The sequence below is a fragment of the Octadecabacter algicola genome (assembly GCF_021532625.1).
Lineage (GTDB): Bacteria > Pseudomonadota > Alphaproteobacteria > Rhodobacterales > Rhodobacteraceae > Octadecabacter > Octadecabacter algicola.
This window is the reverse complement of the sequence record NZ_JAKGAR010000003.1, coordinates 282,832-295,372: the sequence shown is the minus strand read 5'-3', so window position 1 is coordinate 295,372 and position 12,541 is coordinate 282,832. Positions and strand designations below refer to the sequence as shown.

At 54.7% G+C, this 12,541-nt stretch carries 13 protein-coding genes; 7 read left to right on the top strand and 6 right to left on the bottom strand.

Going from position 1 to position 12,541, the window contains the following annotated elements; all coding sequences use genetic code 11:
• Positions 1-201: 201 nt before the first annotated feature.
• From L0666_RS12620 to L0666_RS12595, 6 genes are all read right to left on the bottom strand, one after another.
• On the bottom strand, positions 202-816 hold the full coding sequence (locus L0666_RS12620) for a rhodanese-like domain-containing protein (protein ID WP_235261723.1): 615 nt from the start codon (positions 814-816) through the stop codon (positions 202-204).
• Between the two features lie 151 nt (positions 817-967).
• Positions 968-1,504, bottom strand: a complete 537-nt coding sequence (locus tag L0666_RS12615; protein WP_235261722.1) for a hypothetical protein — start codon at positions 1,502-1,504, stop codon at positions 968-970.
• A 31-nt stretch (positions 1,505-1,535) separates the two neighbouring features.
• A complete protein-coding gene (locus tag L0666_RS12610) occupies positions 1,536-2,081 on the bottom strand; it encodes a hypothetical protein (RefSeq protein ID WP_235261721.1) in 546 nt (181 codons plus the stop codon).
• A gap of 46 nt (positions 2,082-2,127) precedes the next feature.
• Positions 2,128-3,396, bottom strand: coding sequence for a bifunctional folylpolyglutamate synthase/dihydrofolate synthase (locus L0666_RS12605; protein WP_235261720.1), 1,269 nt, complete (start codon positions 3,394-3,396; stop codon positions 2,128-2,130).
• Positions 3,393-4,331 (bottom strand): acetyl-CoA carboxylase, carboxyltransferase subunit beta, encoded by a 939-nt coding sequence (accD, locus tag L0666_RS12600; protein ID WP_235261719.1) that lies wholly within the window; start codon positions 4,329-4,331, stop codon positions 3,393-3,395. The genes L0666_RS12605 and accD overlap by 4 nt, the downstream gene beginning before the upstream one ends.
• Before the next feature lie 106 nt (positions 4,332-4,437).
• Entirely contained in the window at positions 4,438-4,809 is a 372-nt protein-coding gene (locus tag L0666_RS12595; protein WP_235261718.1) for an ACT domain-containing protein, read from the bottom strand.
• A gap of 113 nt (positions 4,810-4,922) precedes the next feature.
• On the opposite strand from L0666_RS12595, the gene ilvD reads away from it, so the two are divergent.
• From ilvD to L0666_RS12560, 7 genes are all read left to right on the top strand, one after another.
• Positions 4,923-6,686: a dihydroxy-acid dehydratase gene (gene ilvD, locus L0666_RS12590; protein ID WP_235261717.1), complete on the top strand. Its 1,764-nt coding sequence runs from the start codon at positions 4,923-4,925 to the stop codon at positions 6,684-6,686.
• 3 nt (positions 6,687-6,689) lie between these two features.
• Positions 6,690-7,361, top strand: coding sequence for a hypothetical protein (locus tag L0666_RS12585; protein ID WP_235261716.1), 672 nt, complete (start codon positions 6,690-6,692; stop codon positions 7,359-7,361).
• Between the two features lie 86 nt (positions 7,362-7,447).
• Positions 7,448-8,221 (top strand): DUF6478 family protein, encoded by a 774-nt coding sequence (locus L0666_RS12580; RefSeq protein ID WP_235261715.1) that lies wholly within the window; start codon positions 7,448-7,450, stop codon positions 8,219-8,221.
• Positions 8,222-8,230: 9 nt separating this feature from the next.
• Entirely contained in the window at positions 8,231-8,620 is a 390-nt protein-coding gene (locus L0666_RS12575; protein ID WP_235261714.1) for a hypothetical protein, read from the top strand.
• A gap of 90 nt (positions 8,621-8,710) precedes the next feature.
• The gene (locus L0666_RS12570) at positions 8,711-10,729 is read left to right on the top strand and encodes an NADPH-dependent 2,4-dienoyl-CoA reductase (RefSeq protein WP_235261713.1); all 2,019 of its coding nucleotides are present in this window, start codon (positions 8,711-8,713) and stop codon (positions 10,727-10,729) included.
• A gap of 17 nt (positions 10,730-10,746) precedes the next feature.
• Positions 10,747-11,418, top strand: a complete 672-nt coding sequence (locus L0666_RS12565; protein ID WP_235261712.1) for an SGNH/GDSL hydrolase family protein — start codon at positions 10,747-10,749, stop codon at positions 11,416-11,418.
• 147 nt (positions 11,419-11,565) lie between these two features.
• The gene (locus L0666_RS12560) at positions 11,566-12,471 is read left to right on the top strand and encodes a LysR family transcriptional regulator (protein ID WP_235261711.1); all 906 of its coding nucleotides are present in this window, start codon (positions 11,566-11,568) and stop codon (positions 12,469-12,471) included.
• Positions 12,472-12,541 lie beyond the last annotated feature (70 nt).

Below are 12,541 nucleotides of genomic sequence, written 5' to 3'. Positions count from 1 at the left end.
CATTGTTTTGTGACCATTGAGATGGGTGCGCCCCGATTTCCCAAAGGTTCTGCCGGTATTAAACAAGAGGACGAGCCTAAAGCTCGCCCCCTCGCCCTGCCAAGATCGTGTCGATCACCCTGTGTTAGGGGGTCGGTATTGAATTGCCCTGATGTTCGCACCGGAGGGGTGGCACAAAGAGGCGTGAAAAGCCGTGCCCGCTTATTGCGGTGCCTCGGCGGTAGTAAGTCCCAAGGTTGTCCAAACCTGAATGCCGCCGCGATAATATGCGATTTTTTCTGGTGGATAGCCTGCGCCCAGCAAGTCGAAAATCAAAGTTTGGGCGTCTTGTGTTGCTGGCCCGGCGTCAAAGACAACCAATGACATTGCTTCGGAGAAATCGAAGATGCCCTCAAACTGTTCTGCCCCAAGTGCCATGATAATTTCATTCCGATAAGGGTTTTCGGGTGAAACGGTCGTTGCGGGGATGTTTACGGAGGCCGGAATAATTCCCCCTGTCCGCTGATCGGGGTTTCGAGCATCAACCAACAGCCCATCACCGGTTTCGACTTTGGAGGACAGGAACTGAATCACGTCCAATTCACCCAAAGTGGCGACATTTTCGGTGATTGTCATTGGGGAAAGACAGGGCGCTGCGCAGGTCGCGCTTATCTGCGTCAATGCGGTGATCGTGGCGGGGGCAATAACGCTCGTGCGGGAGATGACGATTTCTTCGCCCTGAAACGTAAATACCGCGTCCTCCGTCACAGGGAACGTCTCGGCCGCAGAAACTGTGGCCAACCCGATCAATGTGCACGCAAACGCAGTGCGGTTCATCCCTCGTCCCCCAACGAATTCGTTCTAGATGTAGTGGGCTTCTTGGCAGACCCATAGCACAGCTAGACGTTTCAAACAGATATAGAGGTATCGCGAATCAGTCGTCAAAGGAAAAACGAATCACTGGTTCGATTTTTTTGTATTTAAACGCTTATTCGCTTGCTGATTGCGCAGAACGCGGGAGGCCACCAAGTAGCGCCACGCCACCACAATCAAGGTCTGCGGAGCCGGCAACGAAGACTGGAAATCGCGTGTAGCGGCTAATCATGCTGTCCGTGTGCCAAACGTTGTTAACACACAGGTCCTGCGCATTTGTGCCGGAATTGAACCCGAACCCCGGATCGCCACAGTCATCGGCCCGCCCACCAGCGTTCCATGCTTGGCCTTTTTCACTGTCGTGCATGCCGCCTGTATGGAAAACCATTCCACGTGGATCGAAGGACAGGTTCCAACTGGTCGAGGGTCCAAGTTGGCTGAGATCCCAAGCTCCTAACGGAACATCGTCCTTAAAGCCTTGGATGAAGAACCCTGTAACGTCGTCATGTGTTAAAAGGGATCGGTTCATAAGCGCATCGGGAACGCGCATCGTCCCTTCCAAGCGATAGCCATTGTCGCCCTCCCAACAGAATTCGAAATCAGCGGCGGCGGCAGGGGTGGCCAAAAGGCTCAGGATCAAAACACGTAACATAGAGACCTATCTTATAATCGCGCTCGTGGTTTCATGAGACGGACGCCCGCGGTGTTAACAGGCTACCAAGTAGCGGGGACCCAATGCAACTTGGGCCATCCCCGAGAGGGTAGACGAAAAACGGAGTCTTGGCGTCAATCAAGCTGTCGACACGATAAACATCATCAACACAGACATCTTGCCCCCCGTTTCCAGAGTTAAATCCGAAACCTGGTGTGCCGCAATTGTTAACGCGACCGCTGGCATTCCATTGTTGGCCCTCGGTCCCGAAAGTGGATCCGCCAGTCGGAAATACCATCGCGACAGGGTCGAAATTCAGGTGCCAACTGGTTTGTGGTGTCTCTTGATCAAGGGACCAAGATCCAAGCGGCTTACCATCTTGAAAACCATTTATTTCGAACGCTAGAACACTTTCTTCGGTCACCAAACGGCGGTTGCGAAATTGGTTTCCGACAGCGGCATCTTCGACAGTCATTGTGCCTGCCATTCGATATCCGTTCGCTCCGACCCAGCAGAATTCATAGTCAACGGCTGCGGCAGGGGTCGCCAAAAGGCTTAAGATCAAAACACGTAACATGAGGCCATTTATTCAATAGCGCGACTTGTGGATCAAAGTCGTTTGGTTAGGCATTTTCCCGCATAACGTGACCCGCGAAATACAAAGACCCACAAATCAGAATGCGCGCGTTGGGTGTGTGCGCGCAAATCGTGTCGATCGCAGCAAATAAGTTCGGCGCAGTTTCTGCCGAGATACCTGCTGTAGTTGCGGCGGTGGCAGTGTCTTTTGCGGGAAGGGTGTTTTTTTCACCGGGAATGGCAACGGCTGTCAGGCTTTCCGCAAAGTGTGAGAGCGGTTCCATGAAGCCGACAACGTCTTTGGTGTTGAGCATGCCACAGATGAGGTGGGTTGGACGTTTGGGCAACGCCGAAAACGTTGCCGCGATTGCGCGCCCGGCGGCAGGGTTATGCCCCCCGTCCAGCCAAATTTCTGCTGGAGCTGCGTGATCTACTACTTTGCCTTCGCGCAGCCGTTCCATTCGAGCGGGCCAAGTGGCGCGCGACATAGCAGCTTCGCAAGCGGTCTCGCTCGCTCCGAGATGGCGTAAGGTTGCCAATACTGCGCCTGCGTTCTGCACTTGATGTGGTCCGGGAAGGGCGGGCAACGGCAAATCCAACAGTCCGGTTTCGTCCTGATAGATCAGCCGCCCGTGTTCCTCGCTGATGTGAAAATGCTGTCCGTAAGCGATCACCGGCGCGCCGAGACGGGCGGCAGTGTGTTCAATAACATCCATGGCTTCGTCGTGCTGGGGGCCAACGATACAGGGCACCCCACGTTTAATGATACCAGCCTTTTCGCCAGCGATTTCGGTTAGCGTGTCGCCCAAGAACTGCTGATGATCGAGATCGATTGGCGTGATGATACTAACCATTGGGTCCATCACATTGGTTGCATCCAACCTGCCACCAAGGCCGACCTCGAGGAGTGTGTAATCCGCGGGCGTTTCAGAAAATGCCAAAAGCGCGGCGCAGGTGGTGATCTCGAAATAGGTGATGTTTTCACCGTTGTTGGCTGTGTAGCAGCGATCCAAGGCCGCGGTGAGGGCATCTTCTGAGATCAGTTCACCGGCCAGCCGGATGCGTTCATGGAAGCGGGCTAGGTGTGGCGACGTATAGGCGTGAACGCGCTTGCCCTGCGCCTCAAGGCCTGCACGGATCATGGCTTGGGTGGATCCTTTGCCATTGGTGCCAGCGATATGGATCACGGGGGGGAGTTGGTCTTGCGGATTGCCCAACGCATCGAGCAATCGCCACATACGATCAAGCGTTAGATCGATGATCTTCGGGTGCAGTGCCATCATCCGTTCAAGGATGATGTCCGATCCATTCGTCACTCTTTCGCATCCTCGGCAGGTGCGACCTCATCGGGGGTGTCTTCTGCCTCATGGTCAGGTGCGGGTAAGTCGCCTGCAATTGCGGGTGGCAGGTCCATTAGCATGCGCGTGATTGTGATCAATTCCTCGCGCATTTTTCCGCGTGGCGTCACGCGGTCCAGCATTCCGTGATCCAGCAAGTATTCAGCCCGTTGGAAACCTTCGGGAAGCTTCTCTCGGATCGTTTGCTCAATCACGCGAGGTCCCGCAAAACAGATCAGAGCATTGGGTTCGGCGATGTGCACATCCCCCAGCATTGCATAAGACGCGGTCACGCCGCCCGTCGTCGGGTGGGTAAGGACAACGATATAAGGAAGGCCTGCTTCTTTCAGCATTTCGACTGCGACAGTCGTGCGCGGCATTTGCATTAATGACAGGATGCCTTCTTGCATACGTGCACCGCCTGCAGCGGAAAACAACACAAGCGGGCGACCCAGTTCAACCGCGCGCGTCGCGGCGGCAATGATGGCGTTGCCGACATACATGCCCATTGACCCACCCATAAAGCTGAAGTCCTGCGCCGCCGCCACGATAGGCGTGCGGCCAATCTCGCCCTCAACGACTAACATGGCCTCTTTTTCGCCGGTGTTGCGCAAAGCGGCCTTCATCCGGTCAGGGTATTTCTTTTGATCGCGAAAGTTCAGCGGATCAGCGGTGGGGGCTGGCACGTCGACCTCTACAAAGACACCGCCGTCGAAAAGCGCAAGAAACCGATCACGCGGCGTGATCCCCATGTGGTGTCCGCATGAGGTGCAGACATTCAGGTTTTCTGCCAGTTCACGGTGAAACAACATAGTTCCACACTCGGTGCACTTGCTCCACAGGTTTTCAGGCACCTCACGGCGCGAGAAAATTGAATTGATCCGTGGGCGGACGTAGTTGGAAATCCAGTTCATGCGTGGCCTCTTATGACGTTGCGTTCGAAATAAGCCGCCCGTGGGCGAATTGCAATCAGAGCCGCCGTTGAAGTCCGCTTATGCCATATATCATGCAGATCGTGTCTCAGGTGAAATCATGCCCAGCACCAATGAGGGCAGTTCTGGCCCTGTCTATTTCAGCTGTTCGCACCAAAAGGTAGTCTCGCAAGTGGGTCGAGATCACGAATACACCTAAGCCTGCGGATGAAATCGGAGTGACGGCGGCCATCACAACACCGGGTTCGTCTAGTTCGGCCACAGTGTCGACGCGCAGCGCGCTCCAACCATGATCGGCGTCCAATGGTGCGCGTTCGGACAGGCAAACGATCGACAGTTCGTCTTCGGCGCGGGTGATGCTGACCAACCCGTCACCCTCAGCCCAATCTGGCAGGGGAGCGTCAGCGGCAAGGCGACAAATGCTATAGCCGCCTGTCAAAGTAGAAAACGAAAGCTTCATTTCCCAAAGGTGCGTTATTTCGCTGCGGGTTGGAATAGCCGTCTTTCGGCCCTTGCCCCGTTGGCCCGCGCAATTTAGACCGTTTCCAACTTACTTTTGCGAAGGACACTGTCATGACCAACACCCGTACAGATAAAACCAACCTGCCGAGCCGCCACGTCACTGAAGGACCTGCGCGCGCGCCACACCGGTCTTATTACTACGCCATGGGCATGACCGAGGAAGAGATTTACCAACCGCTGGTTGGTGTTGCGACATGTTGGAACGAAGCTGCGCCTTGTAACATAGCGCTGAACCGTCAAGCACAGTCTGTTAAGATGGGCGTCAAAACAGCCCACGGTACACCCCGTGAGTTCACGACAATCACTGTTACAGACGGCATCGCGATGGGTCATGAAGGTATGCGTTCTTCGTTGGCGTCCCGCGAAGCGATTGCTGACACTGTTGAGTTGACTATGCGCGGTCATTCCTATGATGCGATTGTTGGCCTTGCGGGCTGTGACAAATCATTGCCGGGGATGATGATGGCGATGGTGCGTTTGAACACGCCGTCTGTATTCATTTATGGGGGGTCGATCCTCCCGGGCCGCGCACCTGTGGGCGCAAGTGTGCCAGATGACTTTGCGGATCGTGATCTGACGGTACAAGACATGTTCGAAGCCGTGGGCCGTCAGCAAAACGGGACCATGACCGAAGCTGAGCTTGAAATTCTCGAACGTGTGGCTTGCCCGTCTGCTGGCGCCTGCGGCGGCCAGTTTACCGCCAATACAATGGCTTGTGTGTCTGAAGCAATCGGGTTGGCGTTGATGAATTCATCTGGTGCACCAGCGCCGTATGAAAGCCGTGACCAGTATGGCAAAGCCTCCGGCGAAGCCGTGATGAACTTGATCGCCAAGAATATCCGCGCACGTGATGTGGTGACGCGTAAGTCACTGGAAAACGCAGCGCGTGTTGTGGCTTGTACGGGTGGATCAACGAACGCTGGCTTGCACCTTCCTGCCATCGCCCATGAAGCGGGCATTGATTTTGATTTGTTTGATGTTTGCGACATCTTCCGCGAGACGCCTTATTTTGTCGATCTGAAGCCGGGCGGTCAGTATGTTGCGAAAGACCTTTACGAGTCCGGCGGTGTGCCGGTTGTGATGAAAGAGCTTCGCAAAGCTGGCCTGATGCACGAAGACTGCATGACAGCGACCGGTGAAAGCATGGGTCACGAGTTGGACCTGATCGAGCGTGAGGCCGATGGCCGCGTCATCTATCCTGTCGAAGCACCGATCACCTCAACAGGTGGCGTTGTTGGACTAAAAGGCAACCTCGCGCCGGAAGGTGCGATCGTAAAAGTAGCTGGGATGTCCGCTGATGAGCAATCGTTCACAGGGCCTGCCCGTGTGTTTGAGTGCGAAGAAGAAGCATTCGATGCCGTGAAAAAGCGTGAATACAAAGAAGGTGAAGTTCTGGTTATTCGCAACGAAGGCCCAGCAGGTGGTCCTGGTATGCGTGAAATGTTGGCGACGACAGCTGCACTGTCCGGTCAGGGCATGGGCAAGAAAGTTGCACTGATCACCGATGGCCGTTTCTCGGGTGCGACCCGCGGTTTCTGTGTCGGACACGTTGGCCCAGAGGCCTATCGCGGTGGGCCGATTGGTCTTCTCAAGGATGGTGATGTGATCACTATTGATGCGGTGACGGGTGAATTGTCAGTTGATCTGTCAGATGACGAAATCGCACAGCGCAAGGCCGATTGGGCTGGACCTCGTGAGACGATCTATTCGTCCGGCGCGCTTTGGAAGTACGCCAAATTGGTGGGCGGCGCTCAACAAGGTGCGGTTACCCATCCGGGTGCCAAGGAAGAACGCCACATCTACATGGACCTTTAAATCATGTCAGTGCGCGCGTGTGTTCTGGCGGTTGCTGCTTTCGGTTTGGTCGGGTGTGAGGACGTTTCAGGCGCAGTGACCGATGGTTTGTCACGTATTGGTGCGCCGAGCGACGCGACGGCTCAAGGCATTCGGACGCTATCGCTCATGCAGGGAGATGTCTTGGTTCGGGGTCCAGAGGGTTATTGTGTGGACCAAGCAGCCAGCAATGCCCGCCGAGGGTTCGCGGTGATGGCGGGATGTGCATTGATGTCGGAAGATGCCGCCATCATGCCAAGCTTGGATGGGCTGATTACTGTACAAGTCGGCGCAGATGAGACCTCTAGCGTTGCAGGCAACGAAGAGGCGTTCGCGGCTTTTCTTGAGACCGAGGCAGGTCGAGGTCTGTTGGCTGCTGACAGTGACACCGCCAGTGTTGGCGAGGTCACGACCATTGCTGGCGATGGCAGGGTATTGGCACGGTTCGAAGATGCTTCCGGCCCCGTATTCCAGGGAACAACCGGTCCGCAATGGCGTGGGTTCTTGGATGTGAAGGGGCGCTTGGTTACGATCACTGTATTGAGTTTTGAGCGTAACGAGCTCAGCCGTAGCGAAGGTGAACGCTTGATGGGGGCGGCTTTGGAGGAGTTCGTTGAGGTCAACACTTCCGCCGACACTCCAAAAGAAAACGGCTGATTCTAGTGGGAAATTCCCGCTAATTGTTTCCTTTCCTGAAACAATTTGGCAGGTATGGTGTCGAAAATTAGATTCGTTTGGGACCCATGGGCAAAGAAAACATAGGTATGTTGGAGAAGGCGCTGTTGCGTCGTGCGCGGGCGTTTTGGTCGCGTGCGGCTAATAAGGCTGGCTCGACTGATTTGACGACCCTGCGTCGACAACGAACCGAGGCCCAACTCCTACGCCACAATCTGGATGAACTCACGCACCAAGCGGACAATCGTCTTGCTTTGCCGCGGATCGGTTCTATGTCCTTTCCTAAACCTGCCGGCACGGATTGGTCTTGGCGCCCACAGCTTTGGCGCGGTGCATTACCGTTTAAAGGGCTCAGTGCCGTTGAAAGCAAAACGCGTCTTGGTGACGAGGTTACGATCTTCCATGATTGTCACATCTCAGAACTGTCGCTTCGCCAATTGCGCAACTCAAGAGAAGCGGACCTCGCACCTTACGGACTACGAATGGACGTGTTCCGGTTCGATGGGTCCTTCCTTAGCCTTGTTCTCAACTTACCTGATAGTTCCTGTGATGGGCTTCTGAGAAGCCACCTCGTTCGTATGGAAGTCATCGTAGAGGTCGAAAAACCGCTCGAGATTTTTGCCCGACTGAACGTGCGCCATGGTCCGAACACGGAACAGATTGTTCGTGAACTGCCCCTGAACGATGACAAAGTGATGGTGGAATTTGATCTCGCCTATACCAAGCTGAATGAAAAACGGGTTGAATCCATGTGGGTCGATCTGATTTTTGAGGGGCCGGAAATGAACCAAGTCACGTTGCGTGACGTCACATTCTCACGCAATCCACGCGCTGACCTGTAGGAGACCGCTATGTCCGAAACGATCGAACTGACAAAACTGCGGCTTGCTGAAGGCGTCTGGTATGGCGCTCTGAAACACCGTGGGCGGGCGGATTGGCAACCGAACATCGAAGTCACTCATCTGGATTTTGCGGTTGATGGCGTTGTCGTCGAAGAGGACCGTGTTGAAGAACACTGGGTCATCAGCGTTCCCATTCCGGCTAATCGGATTTCTGATGGTGTTCAGACCTTCGTTATTGCGGACCGACACGAAGACACGGTGTTGGGGAATTTCTCAATCATCGCAGGTGATGCGCTGGCCGAAGACATTCGCGCTGAGCTGTCGTTGGTTCGCGCTGAGCTTGATATGCTCAAAAAGGCATTCCGCCGTCACTGTGTTGAAACCGCTGACAACGGCTAAGTTTGGGTAGGGGGCGGGTGACGTCGCGTTTAAAGTGACCTTTGCGTAAACCTTTGGCATGGTTTTCCAAACCTCCTGAAAGGGTAACCTATGTCTACTTATCCGCTCCTTCTCGCGCCGCTCGACCTCGGGTTTACGACTCTTAAAAACCGCGTCTTGATGGGGTCCATGCACACGGGCCTTGAAGAAACTCGCGACTGGAATCGCGTCGCAGAGTTCTACGCTGAACGGGCACGTGGCGGGGTAGGCCTGATGGTGACAGGCGGAATGGCGCCAAATGCAGAGGGTGGCGTGTTTCCTGGTGCGGCAGGATTATTCAGCGAAGCTGACATTGCCAACCATAAGATTGTAACTGATCGCGTTCACGATGCGGGCGGCAAGATCGCGATGCAAATCTTGCATGCCGGCCGCTACGCTTATTCGAAAGATTGCGTTGCGCCGTCGCCTGTTAAATCGCCGATTTCTCCGTTTCCACCGCAAGTACTGGATGAAGATGGTATCGAAAAGCAGATCACCGATATGGTGACTGCGGCCACCCGCGCACGCGAAGCCGGATACGATGGCGTCGAGGTAATGGGGTCTGAAGGGTATTTCCTGAATCAGTTCTTGGTAACACACACGAACAAACGCGAAGATCGTTGGGGCGGCTCATATGAAAATCGTATGCGCCTCCCCGTTGAGGTGGTTCGACGTGTTCGTGAAGCCGTGGGCGACGATTTTATCGTGATCTACCGTCTCAGTATGATTGACCTGATCCCGAACGGGTCAACTTGGGAAGAAGTCGTCATGCTGGCCAAAGCGATCGAAGCCGCAGGCGCCAACATCTTGAATACAGGTATCGGCTGGCATGAAGCCCGCATTCCAACGATTGCAACTTCGGTGCCACGCCGCGCATTTACTTGGGTGACCAAGAAACTGATGGGCGAAGTAACGATCCCGATTATTACGTCCAACCGCATCAACACCCCACAAGTGGGCGAAGACGTTCTCGCGGATGGTTGCGCTGATATGGTGAGCATGGCGCGACCGTTCTTGGCTGATCCGCATTTCGTTATTAAGGCTGAGGCAGGTAACGCGCCGTTGATTGCGCCATGCATTGCTTGCAACCAAGCCTGCCTTGATCACACGTTCTCGATGAAGATTGCGTCCTGTTTGGTCAATCCAAAAGCGGCCCATGAAACGGAACTTGTTCTAACGCCGTCTGAAAAATCCGTTGCAATTGTCGGCGCGGGGCCGGCTGGGTTGGCGTCTGCTTTGGCTGCCGCTGAGCGGGGCATGACTGTAACGCTTTTTGATCGCGCCGATGAAATCGGTGGGCAATTGAACATGGCAAAACAGGTGCCAGGCAAAGAAGAATTCTGGGGTTTGGTCGATTATTACCGTGCGGCTGTCGCCGAGGCCGGTATCACCCTCAAGCTAGGGAAAACTGCAACGGCAGATGATCTGGCCGGTTTTGATGAAGTAATAATCGCGACAGGTGTGATGCCCCGTGATCCACAGATCGAAGGTCAGGATGGCCCGAATGTGTTGTCCTATATTGATGTCCTGCGCGGCAAAGCGGACGTTGGTAAACGCGTCGCCATTATCGGTGCTGGTGGCATCGGCTTTGATGTTGCCGAATATCTTGTGACGGATGGCAGCCCGACCGAAGATCTGGACGAATGGCTAGAAGAATGGGGCGTCGGCGACCCCGAGATGACCCGTGGCGGTATTCGCCCTGAAGGGCCACAGCCCGAAAAACCGGCCCGCCATGTCACGTTGCTTCAGCGCAAAGCTACAAAGCTCGGCAAGGGACTAGGTAAGACAACAGGGTGGATTCATCGCGCAACGCTGAAGATGAAAGACGTACAGATGGTTGCGGGCGTGAACTACGAACGGATCGACGCGAACGGCTTGCACGTCAGCTTTGGTGAGGCACGCGAACGCCCCACACTGATAGAAGCTGACACTATCGTGATGTGTGCTGGCCAGTTACCCGAACGTTCGCTTGCCGACGCATTGGACGCCATTGGGATCAACTGCCATGTTATCGGTGGCGCGGATGTCGCGGCGGAACTAGACGCCAAACGCGCGATTGATCAGGGAACCCGGCTGGTGGCGTCCCTTTAGTTTAAGGGACGAACGACATGGCATTTCTGAACTGGTCTGCAACACTTACCGTCGCGCTGGGGCTGACGGCTTGCTCGTTTGTGCCGACCGCCGTTGATCTGGATGCTGATGTCATCGTTGTTGGGGATTCCATTCTCGCGTGGCACCGTGGGACAGGGCTTTCAATTCCGAGCGTTGTTGAACAACAATCCGGCCTTGCGGTTAGTAACGTGTCGATCAGCGGTGCGACGTTCTTGGGTCCGCGTGGCATACCGACACAATATGCCAACAATGATTGGGACTGGATGATCGTCGATGGCGGCGGCAATGATCTTTTGCCGACCTGTGGCACGCTCGACGCTGAGCGTGTTCTGGATGCACTCATCTCACAGGACGGACAAAACGGTGCGATTCCTGCGTTTATCTCGCAGGTTGCTGGGCAGGGTGTAGATGTAATCCTACTGGGTTACTATACTGTCAGTGATCGTGGCGGTTCGTTCTCAGATTGCGTATCTGAATTAGATGAGCTGTCCGCAAGACAAGAACGGTTCGCTGCAACGATCCCTACCGTAACATTTGTTGATGCTGGAAAAGTCGTTGGTTCAGGGGACGCAGCAGCCTATGCAGAAGACATGGTGCATCCGTCACCACGTGGCGCAGCCCTGATTGGACAGTTGATAACTTCTGCGATCAGAGCAAACGGGTCGTAATAATATCAAGGAAACACCGCGTTTCTGTGTTTCCTGCCTCGCAACAGTCCTGTGAATACCCCGCAATTGTCAGGCTCATGCCCCACTACTGCCCCTTTTGGCCCCGATAGATGGTCCTCGAACAAGTACGCAGACCAAGGATCAAGTATGGATCGCCTTACGGAAATGGAAGCCTTTGCCACAGTTGTGGATCAGGGTGGATTTACTGACGCAGCAAAGAAAATGGGGATTAGCAAATCCGCGGTTTCTAAGCATGTGTCATCTCTGGAGGCCCGACTTGGTGCGCGTCTACTGAACCGCACGACTCGGCGCGTAAGCCCGACCGAAATTGGCCTTGCTTACTATGACCGCGCTCGCCGCGTTCTGAATGACGCTGGCGAAGCGGATGCATTGGTTACGTCCATGCAAAGCGCTCCATCTGGCCTATTGCGGATCAGCGTTGCAACGGATTTCGGGGTCAACCATCTGTCTCCTGTTCTGGGCGATTTCCTCAGCGAATTCGGCGACATCACAGTCAATATGGTTCTTAACAACCGCTATGTTGAACTGATCTCCGAAGGGTTCGATATGGCGATCCGCATTGGTGAGTTGGAAGACAGCACGCTGCGCGCCCGTAAACTGACAGAAACGTCTCGTCGTATGGTCGCGGCTCCAAGTTACTTTGAGCAATACGGTCGTCCAGAAAAGATCGACGATTTGAACGATCACAAACTGCTTCATTATTCAAACCAAGCGAATTCTGCTGTTTGGAAACTCACAGCGCCATCCGGTGAAAAACGTCAAGTGCGCACTGCTGGCTGGCTGACAGTGAACGATGGTCAGTCCCTGCTGAACGCGGCGATTTCGGGCCTTGGAATCGCGTACTTGCCATCATTCCTTTATGCTGACGCGTTGGAAAAAGGTCTGGTTGAAGAAGCGATCCCTGATCTTCCAGTCGAAACACAAGGCATCTATGCGGTCTATCCTCCGGGTCGGTTTACCCAGCCTAAGGTCCGCGCTTTCATCGACTTCCTCGTGCATGCATTTGCCGAAAAAGGTCCAGACGCCTGGTAGCCCAATCAAGAATCCCACGGGTGCAACACCCTTACTAACGCAGCCCGCCCAGTCAAATGGGGGCTGCGTT